Source organism: Enterococcus sp. DIV1368d, from assembly GCF_050542975.1.
GTDB lineage: Bacteria > Bacillota > Bacilli > Lactobacillales > Enterococcaceae > Enterococcus_D > Enterococcus_D casseliflavus.
The window spans coordinates 1,124,094-1,139,804 of sequence record NZ_CP172939.1; the positions used below are offsets into that span (position 1 = coordinate 1,124,094).

10 protein-coding genes are annotated in these 15,711 nt (G+C 47.1%); 3 read left to right on the forward strand and 7 right to left on the reverse strand.

Annotated elements, in window-relative coordinates:
* Positions 1–54: 54 nt before the first annotated feature.
* From IGJ44_RS05260 to IGJ44_RS05280, 5 genes are all read right to left on the reverse strand, one after another.
* Entirely contained in the window at positions 55–2,193 is a 2,139-nt protein-coding gene (locus tag IGJ44_RS05260; protein ID WP_167826820.1) for a transglutaminase-like domain-containing protein, read from the reverse strand.
* On the reverse strand, positions 2,190–3,233 hold the full coding sequence (locus IGJ44_RS05265) for a DUF58 domain-containing protein (RefSeq protein ID WP_167826819.1): 1,044 nt from the start codon (positions 3,231–3,233) through the stop codon (positions 2,190–2,192). Before IGJ44_RS05265 ends, IGJ44_RS05260 begins: the two co-directional genes overlap by 4 nt.
* A 2-nt stretch (positions 3,234–3,235) precedes the next feature.
* The gene (locus tag IGJ44_RS05270; protein ID WP_005225502.1) at positions 3,236–4,174 is read right to left on the reverse strand and encodes an AAA family ATPase; all 939 of its coding nucleotides are present in this window, start codon (positions 4,172–4,174) and stop codon (positions 3,236–3,238) included.
* A 191-nt stretch (positions 4,175–4,365) separates the two neighbouring features.
* Entirely contained in the window at positions 4,366–6,207 is a 1,842-nt protein-coding gene (locus IGJ44_RS05275; protein WP_074535008.1) for an FAD/NAD(P)-binding protein, read from the reverse strand.
* A gap of 37 nt (positions 6,208–6,244) precedes the next feature.
* The gene (locus IGJ44_RS05280) at positions 6,245–7,240 is read right to left on the reverse strand and encodes an ROK family protein (protein WP_005225505.1); all 996 of its coding nucleotides are present in this window, start codon (positions 7,238–7,240) and stop codon (positions 6,245–6,247) included.
* Positions 7,241–7,412: 172 nt separating this feature from the next.
* On the opposite strand from IGJ44_RS05280, the gene IGJ44_RS05285 reads away from it, so the two are divergent.
* Entirely contained in the window at positions 7,413–8,219 is an 807-nt protein-coding gene (locus IGJ44_RS05285) for a Cof-type HAD-IIB family hydrolase (protein ID WP_167822986.1), read from the forward strand.
* A gap of 85 nt (positions 8,220–8,304) precedes the next feature.
* Here the strand turns inward: IGJ44_RS05285 and IGJ44_RS05290 are convergent, their stop codons facing one another.
* Both IGJ44_RS05290 and IGJ44_RS05295 read right to left on the reverse strand, forming a co-directional pair.
* The gene (locus tag IGJ44_RS05290; RefSeq protein WP_167826818.1) at positions 8,305–10,455 is read right to left on the reverse strand and encodes a GH92 family glycosyl hydrolase; all 2,151 of its coding nucleotides are present in this window, start codon (positions 10,453–10,455) and stop codon (positions 8,305–8,307) included.
* Positions 10,456–10,460: 5 nt separating this feature from the next.
* A complete protein-coding gene (locus tag IGJ44_RS05295) occupies positions 10,461–11,513 on the reverse strand; it encodes a GntR family transcriptional regulator (protein WP_167826817.1) in 1,053 nt (350 codons plus the stop codon).
* A 155-nt stretch (positions 11,514–11,668) separates the two neighbouring features.
* On the opposite strand from IGJ44_RS05295, the gene IGJ44_RS05300 reads away from it, so the two are divergent.
* Both IGJ44_RS05300 and IGJ44_RS05305 read left to right on the forward strand, forming a co-directional pair.
* Entirely contained in the window at positions 11,669–12,958 is a 1,290-nt protein-coding gene (locus IGJ44_RS05300; RefSeq protein WP_086294869.1) for a glycoside hydrolase family 125 protein, read from the forward strand.
* A 73-nt stretch (positions 12,959–13,031) separates the two neighbouring features.
* Positions 13,032–15,710, forward strand: coding sequence for an alpha-mannosidase (locus IGJ44_RS05305; protein WP_430606244.1), 2,679 nt, complete (start codon positions 13,032–13,034; stop codon positions 15,708–15,710).
* Position 15,711 lies beyond the last annotated feature (1 nt).

Sequence of the window (15,711 nt, forward strand, 5' to 3'; positions counted from 1 at the left end):
AAAAACGTATCGATCCTTTGATCGATACGTTTTTTTGTCGTTTATCCTCACCGCTTAGTTGATTTTTTTCAGCTGACTGATTTGGGCAGCGACTTGCTTCAAGAAGGCTTCTTGGCCAGCCGGCTGTTCTTGGCTGTAAAGGTAGGCTTCGTATTGCTGCGTCAAGCGGATAAAATCACCATGAAACAGTGGATAGAATGCTTCGAGTCGTTGGGCATAATCGATCAACGGCTCCGCCTCGTTACGGTACAGAACTTTCGTCGTTTGCCGTAAAAACAAAGGATAGGCAGCAACTAGCGGCTGTTTGTTAAAGCGGCAGATCAACCATAAATGAATACGGAAAAACGAATGGCGGAAATAGAAAAGCAGGCCAAGTCCTAGGAGAGCTAAGCTTCCAAAGAAACCATTGCGCAGCGTTTGTTTCAGCTCCTCAGTCAACCAAACGTCATCGGTAACCGCGGCTGTTGCAGAACTGCTGGTCGTGGTTTCGCTACTTTCTGTTTCCCTGCTGCTCGTTGGTGTTGTTTCACTGCTAGCGGTCGGCGTTTCTTCGGAGCTAGTAGATTCTTGAGTCAACACGGGACGATCTGGATTTTGGAAACTAGGGGTCGGTTCAAAAGGCACCCAACCGTATCCGTCAAAGTAGACCTCCACCCATGAGTGGGCATTCAAGTTGCGAACGGTATAGGTAGTGATGCCGTTTTCTGTCGCAGGAGATCCAGGAGAAAAGCCTTTTGCCCAGCGAGCAGGGATCTCTAAACTCCGTAGTAGCACGACCATTGCCGTGGAAAAATTGTCACAGTAGCCGACTTGTGATTCAAATAAAAATTGATCAACATAATCTTGCTCTTCTGCAGGCACGACGGCATCGGTTTTGGAATAGCGGAATACGAGCGGATCTTTCAAATAGCTTTCAACCGCCGTGACTTGATCAAACAGACTGTTGCTGTCAGCGGTGATCTCAGCTGCGAGATCTCGTACCCGCTGCGGCAAAGAATCGGGTAACTGGATATAATCGATCGGCGAATCCGGATAGATCAAAGGCAGATTTTGGAGATTTTCTGCGGCAAAATCTGGATGGTCCCAATCGAAGGTCAAGGTGGTGTCTGGGAGTGGATCAATGAGATCGACCCGCTGGATGGCGTCGCTGATCTGAAAACCGCGAGCACCGTTTTCAAGGGACAACGTGCTGCGTCCATAGGGCAATGGGACATAGTCTCCATGGTTTTGAAATTGGATCCGAACGGATTCGTTCTCAAGATAGGCTTGCTGATAGCTTTGATCCGCGATCGTGACGGCCTCTGCTTCTAAGCGAGCCTCTTCGCGGCTCGTACTGATCCAGCCCTTACCAGAATAAAAATCTTTGCTTTCCACCCGCCAGTAATGCGGGGTTTCTTGTTGCGCTTCAAATAAAATCGTCGCATCATCCAGTAGTGGTCCGCCTAATTGACGGTCGTTTTCACTGAATCCAGTGCGAGAGCCGCTGGGCGTGCCATGATCTTCAATAAATTGATAAAAACCCAGCTGATTCAGATTTGTCCGTATAGGCGTGGAACGGGCTGCCAACTGTTCCCGCAGGCTCGTTTGCGGCAAGTAGACAGCAGTGACGGCTAGTCCACCAATCAATAGCATCACAGCGAACCAGGGAGCGATCGTTTGACTGGATTGAAAGACGCTGCGCTGGATCAGTGAAGAAGCCAAGGCACAAAGAAAAATACCCATCAAATGCCACGTCAGATCAAATTGATTAAAAATCACGACTGTTAGCAAGTAGCCGATCATGGTAGCGTAAATCAAGAAAAAGCGTTGATAAGCGATCGGTAAGATCGCTAAAAACAAAACCCAACTAACGATCAATGTCACCGCCGCCAGTTCGGTGATATAGCCGACTTCACCGCTGAGGATCTCTTGAAAGGCACGGTGCAGGTCTAGCCAAAAACGTAGCAGCCAATCAAAAGAAAAGGCAGTCCCATAAGGAAAGATCCGATACAAGACGATCAGCCAAGCGGCTGCCAGCAAAGGCAAACTGTAACGGACTTTCGGCACCACGGTCAAAATCAAACAGACACTAAAGGCATACGTTAAAAGGGTGAACTGATTGCCAAGGTCATAAACTGCGATAAACGGCAAGATCACCAGTGATAGACTGAGAAAGGTCAGAAGACCAATCAGCGCTTTCTTAATAAATCTCATCCTACCGCCTCCTCAAGTTTATTCAACTGCCTCATTAAATCAGCGTAGGTAAACACTTGGCAGCTGTTTTTTGCTTCCAACTGACTGAGGTAGTCTTCCAGTTGTGGGGTAAAAACCGGGGTAATGAAGACAAGATGGCTGCCAGTCAAAAGCGGTACCCCTTCAGGAACTTTCTCGAAGGGAAGGATCTGGGCATAGGCAGCGGCATCCGTTTGGTAAGGAGAAGTCAATCCGTCACCAATCAAGAGCGGCTGAAAAAGTCGTTGATTTTGCGAGAAATGGTGGATCGAATAAAACAGTGATAAAGTCTCTTCAAAAGCAGGATGATCTTCTCCCCAAAAGAGCAGAACGATGTCTTGTTCTTCTTCATGTTCTCGTTCGCGATAGATCAATTCCTGTTGTTTGCTGGATAATTTCCAATCGATATTTTTTAAGGAATCCCCTAACTGGTATTGACGGAACTGTCGAATAGAAAAATTGGGTTCCCCGTGGGTTTGGCTGCGGACTTGCTGTTTAAAAAATGGCAGCAGGGTAACGGCTTCTGGCGCCAATTTAGGCAGGATCAAAATCGATTGTTTCGCAACTGTAGCGTAGCTTTTTTCAAAAAAGCCAAAGAGATCATGGCTGTACAATTGAACGGGCAATTCTTCATAGATGCCTCGCTCCTTTGGGGTCCAAGGCAGCTGCAGCCGAATCAGATTGCCTCGATAAAAGGCGCTGTGATGACTTTCCTTGAAACGATCGTCAAATTTTAAGGTGAAATCGACCAGCGGCAGCAGCGTCGGGCGATACTTGAAGACTTGCAGCGGTAAGGTGATCGCTGTGTGTGTTTCAGCTTGGATCGATTCTTCTAAAATGATTTGGACCTTCTTGAGGGAGGGGAGCAAGAATACTGCATCAAGCAACAATAACAAAGTCAGTAAAAACCAAAGGCTCCAGCCAGCATTATTATTGAAGATCACACAATAAGCCAGCAGCAGAAAATAGGCAGCGCTAAACAACAGGAGGCGCAGCAGGCGTTCAAGCTTCTTTTTCTTCATCGCTATCTCCTCGTTGGGACAGGCACTCGTTGGATCATCTGTTTCATCAAGTCTGAAAGGGTCTCCGTGCTGGCATGAACGCCACCTTTCAGTAATAAACGATGACCGAAGACTGCTGGTAAAATTCGCTGCAAGTCTTGCGGCGTGACAAAGGTCCGACCTTCCGTCAATGCTAACGCTTTGGCCCCTTTTAAGAAGGCGATCCCACCACGAGGGCTGATACCAAGGTCAATGGCATTATGCTGACGGCTCGCTTGAACCAGCTGCAATGCGTAACGGGCGACCCGCTCATCGACATACACGTCATCGACCATCGCTTTTAAAGCGGTCACTTCATCAGCATGTAAAATGGTTTGGATCTGATCCAAGCTTTGCTGTCGTTTTCCAGTCAAGAGGGCGAGCTCATCTTGAAAATCTGGGTAACCGATATGCAGGCGGAACAAAAAACGATCCAATTGGGCTTCAGGCAAAGGATACGTTCCTTCATACTCGATTGGATTTTGCGTGGCTAAAACAAAAAAGTGGGGACTCAATGGGTACGTTTGATTGTCGATGGTGACATGATTTTCTGACATGGCTTCTAAGAGTGAGGCTTGCGTCCTTGGTGTGGTTCGGTTGATCTCATCTGCCAAGAGGACGGAGGTGAAGATCGGGCCAGGACGAAACTCGAACTGGTGGCTTTGGGAATTAAAAATCGACACACCTAACACATCGTTAGGTAAAAGGTCTGGGGTAAACTGTACCCGTTTGTAGTCACTTTGAATGGCTTTGGCTAACGATTTGACCAACATCGTTTTCCCAACACCAGGGATATCTTCGAATAAAACGTGTCCGCCAGCAAGCAGCGCAGCCACGGTAAATTGGATCACATCTCGTTTGCCTAAAATCACTTTTTCCACTTCTGCGATCAAGGCATCTATTTTTTGTAATTCAGCGGTCATCTGATAACCTCCCTACGTTCGTTTCTTCCATTGTAACGGTTTTCTAGGACAGTCGCAATTTTCGTGTAACAATTAAAGAAAATTTCAAGAATATTCAAAAAAGAGAAATCCTTTCTGCGGATTTGCGAAAGAAAAACAAAAAACTTCCGAAGCGTTTCCTCGGAAGTTTGCGTTTGATAGAACAGAAGCGACTAGAAGGTGTGGTGCAAGAGGTCAGCGGCGATCTGGTCTGCCTGCCGTAAATTCCAAGCATCGGTTCCTGGCTGAGCAGTGGCAGCCGTCAGCCAGTGGATGCCTTCTGTGGGAATCCCAAAACAATAGAGGGTAGGGTAAGGGCGGTCATCTGGCCCAAGGATCTGATTGGTCTCAGGATCGATGGCGATCGCACCCGTCTCAAAAGGCACCTCATTGGGGATCGCCAACTGGTGCGGGTGAATAATCCGATCGTTTAGCAGTTGCCGCAACAAGGAATTGTTGGTTCGACGAATCGCTGTCGATGGAATGCGAGCCTCAATTAGTTGCGTCGCGTGATAGCGTGTGTCGTCAAATCGCTTTGAATACGTACAGTAAGCCTCCTCGATCTCAACAGTCATGTCAGGACCTAGTAAGGTCACCACTCCCGCTTCCATCAATGCCACCAGTTCCTGCAGTCGCTGAACCGGCGGACCGATCGATAAAAAGCTGTTCAAGGGAACGAAAGACTGCCAAAAGAGTGTTTTCAAGTCTTGTACTGGCATTAGCTGATGATCGAGAACAAACCGAATCGGGTCCCGCAGGTCTTTGAAGACTTCCAAGGCACTGCTGATAGGTCCTGTTAGATTGCCTTTTTCGGCATCTTGGATTTGGGTACGTAATAGTGCAATGAAAAAGTCTTGCAACGACTGTTGCTTTTTCTGAGCAAAGGGGTCGGCTAGTTGTTGCCATGACCACCACTCCGTCGTAGGAAGCTGCCATTTTTTCAGCAAGTCTTCAGATCCTTCAGAGGCAACAAAGGCGGCGGTAAAAGCGGCAAGCTGATCTTTGTCCAGCAGCTGTGTTTCTAAAAGCAGCGTCTGATAATAGACGAGTTCTGCCTCTTTTTTTAAATAGAAGAGCAGGGTCTTGCCAGCAACCGTTTTGGCTGCTTGCCAAGCAGCGAGGCGTTCAGGGGTCAAAAAAACGGGCTTTCGCTGCTGCGTCGGTGTTTTTTGATTGCGGCCACGAGGATGATACGGGACACCCCGACGAGAACCTGCGATGATTTGTGGTTCTTCACCAGAAGGTTGATAGACGAGGGATCCATTGACTTTGACGAAGGTGCCGCCCCGACCGCTGGTCAAGCGGGTGACGTAATCGTAAAGGGCAAGTCCTAGTCCCCGTAAAATCACAGGTTCGCCAGCTTTCACCGCCGTTAGATCCGTATCTGCCGCATTGGCTGGCGGTGCATAAAACCAGCCATTATTTTCTGCGGCAGCCGCCAATCGTTGTTCTGCTGCTGACAGTTGGGCTTGTGAATGGCCTGTAGCTAAGACGACGGCATCAACAAGAAATGTTTGGTGAGCCGTCGTCAACTGGTAGCGATTTTTGGAAAGAGGGGTCAAGGAGCTGACACTGTCTGACAGATGGTTGACGGTAATGGATTCAGGCAGCTCTTTTAATAGCTGCTGATAAAACCACTGCTGATAGAGGCCATATAACGCCCGCGAGCAATGCCCGTTAGGATCAAGTGAATCAAGTGCTGTGCATTCCGCAACGAGCTCAGGAGCATGCGTGGCTGCGAAATGTTTCCCTTCTGTCACTGCCCATTCGTATAAGGTAGGTCCTTTGACCACGGGACCGCCGGTGCTTAATGTGTCATCCGTGAAAAGGGTGACTTGACTGGTTACAGAATTCAATAGCAGATCCGCCGATTGGTCCGTGCGCCAAACTGCCCCAGGAAGAAAGGGATCAAACAGCAGCAAGTCGATGGCTTGTTTGTTTTGTTTGCTATGAGCGATCAGTCGTTCTGAAAGTGAAAGTCCACGAGGACCAGCACCAATGATAGCTATTTTCATATCACACCGCCTCAATTATTCTATGGTCTTTGTGTCATCAACGGGCTAAGTCAAAAGGTGTCTTGCGGAAAATCAGCCAGTGCATGCCTAGCACCATGGCTTCCTCGATAGCATCGATATAATGGAAAGCAGGCTGATTGGGTTGTTGCTGCAGCAATGGATTTTTTTGGATCGCGTCTAAGAGATCGGTTTTTACTGCATCACTGCTGGCTAAAATAATACAGTGGGGGGCAAAAGCTGCATTGTAAAATGGCAGTAAGCTTGTCAGACGCTGAACCAAAGCCGTGCGGTCTTGCGGTGCCCCTTGATCCAAGTAGCCGGGCAAAAATTTTGCTTCTCCTGCTAGGGCATCTTTTCCTTCTAAAAGTGCACCATTGACCAGGAGCGTGATACCAGGCATGCTTTTTTCGGGATTGTACATGCCGACGATGGTTTGCTGCAAAGAGATCTGTTGGGCGATGCAATAGCCGATCGTTAAAATATGGGCATCGTTTTGACAGTAGAAGGGCAGTGCAGTGACCTCTGCCACGAGAGCTGCCAGCTGCCAGCCATTGAATTTTTCATACCAGCTGGAAGTCACGGTTCCTCCACTGATTTTTCCTGGTAAAAAGAGGGCGATCTGTTCCACAGAGGGAAATAATGCTAGCTCGTTCGTTACACATTCTTGAAAGCGATGAGGGGCAACATCAGGAAACGGCTGGTCGTGTTTTGCCAAAACCTTCCCCTTGCGGTCGATCAGCATGGACCAAAGAGCCAAGGAACCATCGTGATCAATAAAGCTAAGCAAAAGAGAATGGCCTCGGTCTTGGTTGAGCTGATAGGTCACAGCAGGCCGCCCTAGCTCTTTTTGCTCCAGCGGACCTTTAGTGATTTCTTCCTCTGCCAACAATTCTTTTAATAATGAGTTAGTGGTGACCATGCTGATGCCGGTTTTCTTTACTAAATCGGAGGCGAATAATGCCCCGTTTTGAAATAAGGTTTTTAAAACCAGCTGTTTGTTTTGCTGGCGAATGGAATGGGTGGTAGAAGCCATAGGTGTTCTCCTTAATGAAGTGATTTAATTAAGTATACCGACGGGATGAAACGATGTAAAGTTTTTAAAAGACTGACTTGACGGAAAACTTGAAAATAAGTATACTTAATTAACAATGTTAATTAAGTGATTCGCCATAAAGAGGACACGAGGTAGAGGGGAAGAGAAACGTATGATCAAATTAGTCATCACAGATTTAGACGGCACATTTTTGAACAGCCAAGGCAGTTTTGATCGGCCTTATTATGAACAAGTCAGCCAACAAATGAAAGAAGCGGGTGTTGCTTTTGCTGCGTGTACCGGCAAACAGTGTGAACGAGTGGAAGAACTGTTTGGTGAAGCAGCAGCGGATGTTTGGATTCTTGGGGATAGCGCGACCCGCATCAAACATCAAGGCGAATACATCTTTGAATCACTGCTGCCAAACGAATTAGGGCGGCGGATCATTGCGAAGCTCGCTGCGATTGCGCAAGATCATGTGATCATCGCCTGTACACCGACTGCGGCGTACATTGCGGAAACGACCAATGAAGCAGATGCCCAGAAAGTTCGCGGCTCTTATCGGGTGGTCAAAACGGTGGCGGATTATCAAACCATTACAGAAGATTTTGTGAAGCTCACTATTTTTGATCCCAAACTACGTTGCTTTGAGCATGTCCAACAGTTAGGCGAGTTTACAAACGACGCCTACATCGTGGCTTCGGAAGCCGCTTGGATCGATATCACCAATCAAGGCGTCCACAAAGGAACGACTGTGGCACACTTGCAAAAATTGCTGCACGTCACACCAGAAGAGACTATGGTCTTCGGCGATGGCTTGAACGATTTGGAGTTGATGGCAGCTGGCACGTTTAGTTTCGCCATGAGCAATGCCTTTGAGGAAGTCAAGGCAGCGGCAGCGTTTGTGACCAAGTCAAACGATGAAAATGGCGTGCTGAAAACCATCGAATGTCTGTTACCGCTACAAATGAACCAATAAAAAAACCGCTCCCTAGCAGGGATAGCACGTACTTTCATTTGACTGAAAGTAGAGTGCTGCCTGTTGCTAAGGAGCGGTTTTTTCGTTATGCATGTGGTTGACTGACGCTATAAGGATAGGCATCGGCTGACCACTCTTTGCTGCGAGGGACGATACCTAGCTGGAAGTTCAATGTACCACCGGCAGTCAATTCTTGGTGGGTGAAAAACAATCGCTCGAAGGGTTCTTCGTTCAATGTGATTTTATCCACGAAGAGCTGTTGCGGCGCATTGGGCGTGCTCTTGATCACTAAGTCTTTGCCTGAAGCAAGATGTAGTGTTGCTTGATCAAATAATGGCATGCCGATGACATATTCCCCCGTCCCTGGTGTGACTGGATAAAAGCCCAAGGAGTTGAAAATGTACCAACCAGCCATGCTACCGTTGTCTTCATCGCCAGGAAAGCCTTTGGGCGAGTCATTGAAGCATTGTGTCAATAGCTGCTTGATCAAGGGCTGTGCCATTTCTGGTTTGCCCAAATAGCTGAATAGATACGGATAGTGGAAGCTTGGCTGATTGGAGATCGCCAGCTGACCAAAATCGAGTGCGGCCATCTCACTCATTTCATGGATCTCAAAGCCGTAGCCTTCTGTCGTATAGCGAGGTTCTTGATTGCACAAGTCGATCAGTTTTGCTTCAAAGGCCGCTTTGCCGCCGTGTTCGGCGATCAAGCCAGCGAAATCATGGTAAACAGCAAAACTGCTTTGCCACGCACTGCCTTCTGCATAATCTAAGCCCCAGCGTATGTCACTGAATTCTGGACGAAAGGCACCATCGGGATCTTTTGCCCGCATAAAGCCAGTTTCCTGATCGAAAATGTTGCGGTAGTTTTGCGATTGCTGCTGATAATAGTCTGCTTGCTCGTCACCCAGCTGTTGCGCGACTTGTGAAATACAAAAATCACTGTAACAATAATCAAGGGTGTGATTGACCGATTCATGATGCGTCAATGGCACATACCCATAAGTCAAATAGTCCGTCGTGCCGCGCCGACCATAATTGGGATTTTCACTTTGGACTGTTGCGCCTTTTTTCATCGCTGCTAAAAATTCGGGCATCAAATCAGGACGAATGCCTTTTACTGCGGCATCAGCGATCACGGCATCGATCAGCGTCCCTGGCATCAATCCACGCTCATCTGGCGATAGCCATTTTGGTAAAAAGCCGCTTTCGCGATAACTGTTCAAAAAGCCTTCCAGCATGTCTTCCAATTGTTCGACAGCCAAGAGTGAAAAGAGCGGGTAGACAGTTTTATACGTATCCCAAAAGCCGTTGTTTGTATACAGTGGTCCTGGTTTGATTGCTTTTGCCAAGGTATCCCAATGCATTTTGCGGCCCTCTTGATCGATTTCGAAGAAGGTTTGAGGAAACAAGAATAAGCGATAAAAATTATGATAAAAAGTAGAAACTTGTGTTTGATCGTGATGCTCGATCTCGATTTTTTGCAAAAAATGATTCCATTGCTGTTGGACAGAAGCCAGATAATCGGCAGGAGCCCATTGCTGTTCCCGTTGCAAGTTCAAACAAGCTTGTTCGCGACTGAGAAACGAGGTCGCAAAACGGATCGTCTGTGTTTGGCAATCATCAAAGCGGAGAACGACGAAGGCTTCTTTGCCTGTCAAGGCACCTTCGATCGCGGTGATGGGTGTTTCAAAACGATAGACGAAATGGAAGGTGAAGCGTTCATCTTCGCACCCTGAAAATACGATCAGTTGACCAGCCACTGTTTGTTCATCCAACTGTTCTAAGACATAGTCACCCGGCAGTGACAAGCCAAGACCTGGCTGATCCCCGCAGTTTTCAATAGTCAGCACACCGCCATACATACTGGGGATCAAAGTCGTTGTTGTTAAATACCGCTGCGTCTTGATTTTAAGAAAGGCTGGATTAAAGGTGCTTTCTTCGGGACGATACGAGCTTTGCGCATGGAAAAGGGTATTTTCAGAAAGCGTGCCGTTTATCGGCAGCATCGTCAGATGGCTGAAATCCCCCATCCATGGGCTAGGCTGATGGGTGAGGCGAAAGCCCTGAAAGGTTCGATCTTCTGGATGAAACCACCAACTGCCGCGTTGATCGCTGGTTTGCGGGGCAAAGTAGTTCATGCCAAAAGGAACCCCTGTATAAGGCAGGCAGTTGCCGTGGGAAAAACTATATTGGTTGTCTGTTCCGTGTCGTGTGTCGATCATTGATACGTTCACTTGGTTCACTCCTTTAATTGGGTTGATTCTCTTTTGATCAAAGAAACCGCCACTAGATGGGTGGTCGTCTCCGTTGGTACTGGGGTTGCTGCCTTCGCAGCGTTGATTTTCTCAATCACTTGGTTTCCTGCCAAGCGCCCCATCTCGGCAAAATTCTGCCCGATAGTCGTTAGTGCTGGATCAACGAGGGCTGCGGCTTGGATATTATCGAAACCAACCAGGGAAATGTTGGCAGGGACGTGCAAATCTGCTTGGCGCAAAGCACGCATCAATTCGATGGCGATCAAGTCATTTTCACAGACGACTGCCGTGACCTGATGCTCTTCCAAGTAGGTAAGCGCATTTGCGATGCTGGCAGCCGTGTCGTCGAGCTTGGTGCGAAAGGTTCTTTGGGCTTTTTTCAGCGCATCGATGTAACCTAGATAACGCTGACGGACGGATTGTGGATGGTGGGTATCACCAAAAATATAAGCGATCCGTTGATGCCCCAACGCAAGTAAATGATCCGTAGCTAGCTGTCCACCTTGAAAGTTATCTGGCATGACCGCTGGAAAATCAAACTCATGCAGCTTTTTATCTAAGGTCACGATAGGAAAGTGTTTTTCAGCACATTCGAACAGCAAGTCATAGTAAGAAAACGTATTGCTGGCGTAATAGATCAGGCCGTCGAATTCTTGCATCAGCTCAGCTGCCGTCGTTTTTTCCAAATAATCCACTGGTGTCATCAAAAGTTCAAAGCCGTGTTCTTGCATCACGGGGTAAATGCCTTCGGTAAAGTTTCCTAAAGAGAGATCATTGGCAAAGGGCAAGACAAACAAAATTCGTCCAGTCGCTTTTTTTTCCTTCAATTCTCGGACAAAGCTGCCGCTGCCTTGCACGCGATAGATCAGCTGATTTTGTTCCAGTTCCGTCAAGGCTCTTTTAGAGGTGATCCGACTGACTTGGTATTGTTCAGATAGTTCTTTTTCAGTAGGTACACGACTGCCCGGAGCTAATCGCCCTTCAACGATGGCTTCGTGAAGCTCCGAGTAAATTTTTTTATATAATGGTTGTTTCATAAGAAAACCCCTTTTGATATATCATATTTGTTAGCATACCATAAACCGATAAAAATGAAAACCCTTTAATTATTTTGAAAAAGCGCTAGACATTCACATGATTCATGATATACTAGGTTCGTAAATTGATATATCAAATCAGGGAAGGTGATGGAATGGTTTATAAAGAAATACCAACTTCAGTAGCAACATTTATGGAAACGATTACGGATCTATGCGGAGAAACGCATGCCGATTGGGCGAAAAATTTTAACGCAGCTTTCGCCAATACACTATTAACGACGGTCAAGCGTCATGAGGATGGCACGACCTTTTTACTGACGGGGGATATTCCAGCCATGTGGCTGCGAGATTCCACTGCACAAGTTCGTCCGTATTTGGTGATCGCCAAAGAAGATGAAGACTTAGCAAGCATGATCAGCGGGTTAGTCAAGAAGCAATTCTACTATATTACGATCGATCCTTACGCAAATGCCTTTAACGAATCAGCCAATGGCGCTGGCCACCAAACAGACGATACAGAAATGAACGATTGGATCTGGGAACGCAAATATGAGATCGACTCTTTATGCTATCCGATCCAACTGGCCTATCTGCTCTATAAAAACACAGGCAGAACCGATCAGTTCAATGATGATTTTGTAACGGGCATCAAAAAAGCCTTGGAGGTGTTTGTGACAGAACAAAATCATGAGGAATCTCCATATCGCTTTGAACGGGATACCTGGCGAAAAGAAGATACCTTGACTCATGGCGGCAAAGGCGCACCAGTGAAACCTGTCGGCTTAACTTGGTCAGGCTTTCGACCAAGTGATGATGCCTGCAAATACGGCTATTTGATTCCCTCCAATATGTTTGCGGTGGTGGTCTTAGGCTATATCCAAGAAATCTTTACGACGGTTTTAGAAGACGCAGCGATCGTGGCACAAGCGAAAAAACTACAAGCAGACATTGAAGCAGGGATTAAAGCATACGGGTTGACCACGAACCAAGCTGGCGAAGAAGTCTACGCCTATGAAGTGGATGGATTCGGCAATGGCACCCTGATGGATGACAGCAATGTGCCGAATTTGATCGCCGCCCCTTACTTGGGGTATGGCAGCATGGAAGATCCCCTTTATCTTCAAACCCGTAAAACGTTGTTGAGCAGTGAAAATCCGTATTTCTATGAAGGGAAATACGCCAAAGGCATTGGTAGCTCTCATACGCCAGAAAATTATGTGTGGCCGATCGCCATGGCAATGGAAGGGATGACCACCACTGACAAAGAAGAAAAGAAACGAATTTTGGATCAGTTAGTGGCGACAGATGCGGGTACAAATTTGATGCATGAAGGGTTCGATGTCGATGATCCTTCGCAATACACGAGAGAATGGTTCTCGTGGGCGAACATGATGTTTTGTGAATTGGTTATGGATTATTTCGATATCCGAGTGGAAAAATAAGCAGCACGACCCATCACCATTCGAGTGACACAAAAAGCAGTCCAACGACGCAAACAGCGAGGAGTAAAAATCAATGAAGAAACAAGTTTATATCATCTCACATAGCCACTGGGATCGGGAATGGTACATGCCTTACGAACAGCATCACATGCGGCTAGTGGAATTGATGGATGATCTTTTAGAATTAATTGAAAATGACCCTGAGTTCCACAGCTTCCATCTAGATGGACAGACGATCATCTTGGATGACTATTTAGAAGTGCGGCCTGAAAAACGCGAGGCGGTCAAAGCGGCCATCAAACAAGGGAAATTACAGATCGGTCCGTTTTATATTTTGCAAGATGACTTTTTGATCAGTGCCGAATCAAACACCCGTAATATGCTGATTGGAATGGCAGAAAGCAAAAAGTGGGGCACCCCCGTTATGTTGGGGTATTTCCCAGATACCTTCGGCAATATGGGACAAACTCCGCAAATGATGCTACAAGCCAATCTTGAAAGTGCTGCATTTGGGCGTGGCGTCAAACCGATCGGCTTTGACAACGAAGTTTTACCCGATGATCAATTTACTTCCCAATATTCTGAAATGCATTGGGAAGGTCCAGATGGCAGTCAAATCTTTGGTCTACTTTTTGCCAACTGGTACTCCAATGGCAATGAGATTCCAGTGGATAAAGCAGAAGCCAAAGCTTTTTGGACACAAAAACTGCAAGATGTAGAAAAATTTGGTGCCACCAATCATTACTTAATGATGAATGGGGTCGATCATCAACCCGTCCAAAAAGACATTTCGGCAGCGATTCGTACAGCCAACGAGCTTTTCCCAGAGTATGAATTCAAACACGCCAGCTTTACCGAATACCTTGAAGCGGTGCAAGCAGATCTGCCAGATGACCTAGGAACTGTCACAGGTGAATTGACCAGTCAAGAAACCGATGGTTGGTATACTCTAGCCAATACCGCCTCTTCCCGAGTTTATCTAAAACAATGGAATACAAAGGTTTCCCGCCAATTAGAAAATGTTGCGGAGCCATTAGCAACTATGGCTTATGAAGCAAGCGGCAGCTATCCTCACGATATGTTGGATCATGCGTGGAAAACCCTGATGCAAAATCATCCTCACGACAGTATCTGCGGCTGTTCAGTGGACGAAGTACACCGAGAAATGATGCCGCGCTTTGAAAAAGCCAATGAAATCGGCAAGTTCGTGGCAGATGAAGCGTTACGCAATTTAGTAGCCGCCATCGACACGAGCAGGTTTCCTGAGGAGAGTCGTCCCTTTGTGGTCTTCAACACCACTGGCAGCACCCGTTCTGGTTTAGTGGAAGTCGTGATCGAACTTGAGCGTAAAACATTCCGTGAAGGATTGCCAAGCAAGCTTTACCACGAATTGTTGGCGAAGCCAAAAGGTTCTTATTCGGTGATCGATGAACAGGGGAACCCTGTTGCTGCGATCATTAGTGAAGAAGAAGTCCTTTTTGACTATGAATTGCCTAAAGATGCTTTTCGGATTCCTTTCATGAAACGCTTTGTCAAGGTCCAAGTTGAAGCAAACCAGTTGCCAGAATTTTCATGGCAGACCTTTGCCCTAGTAGAAAAAGCCGCTACGCCAGTAGAGAGCGCCCCGATCGTTTCAGAAGGAGGGCGCAAACTTGCCAACGCACATTTGGAAGCCGTCATTACTGAAAACGGCAGCTTGGCGATTACAGACAAAGCAACCCAAAAAACGTATCGCAATTTACTGGTTTTCGAGGATGTGGGGGATATCGCCAATGAGTACATCTTCAAACAACCAGAAGGGGATCAAGCAATCTTATCGACGCAATTTCCGCATCACGTGACGATCGAACAAAACGATCCATTGGTTGGAATCGTGCGACTGACGCAAGAATTGCAGATTCCCGTTTCAGCAGACGACCGTTTGTTAGAAGAACAAAAAGCTGTTGTCGATTTCCGTTTCCGTAAGGCACAGCGGAGTCAAGAATTGGTTGCTTTCAAGATCGAGACGGAGATTCGCTTAGAACGAACCAGCAACCACCTGGCATTTAAAACCACCGTCAACAACCAAAGCAAAGATCACCGACTGCGGGTGTTATTCCCAACAGGGATCATCACGGATTTCCATGAAGCGGACAGCATTTATGAAGTCGTAAAACGGCCGAATCAGGTTTCCAGTCATTGGGAAAACCCAACAAATCCGCAGCATCAGCACGCCTTTGTCAACTTGCATGATGAAACTAGCGGCATGACGGTTTCTAATTTTGGTTTGAACGAATATGAAATCGTGAAGGATCAGATCTGCTTGACCTTGTTGCGCTGTACGGGAGAGCTAGGCGATTGGGGCTACTTCCCAACACCAGAAGCGCAATGCTTAGGCAGCCACACCTTTGAATACGGCGTAGCCTGTCATGGGGCTCCTGAAGAACGTTATGAAACGTATCGCCAAGCACAAGCTGCCCAAGTTCCTTGGACGGCAAGTCAGACCGACAAGCATCAAGGCAAGCTAGCTAGCAGCAACCAATACATGGAAGCTCATGGATCGACGGTAGCTATCACCGCCTTAAAACGCAATCGCCAAGACCAGCAGATCGTTTTGCGGGGCTATAATTTGGCGAATCAAGCCACTGCCTTTCACGTGCAAAAAGAGCAGGCGACGCTCTGTCTGTTGAACCTTTTAGAGGAAGAACAAGCATCGACCGTCAATGAGCAATTACACCCATATGAAATTCGTACCATTGGAGTAAAGGAGTGAG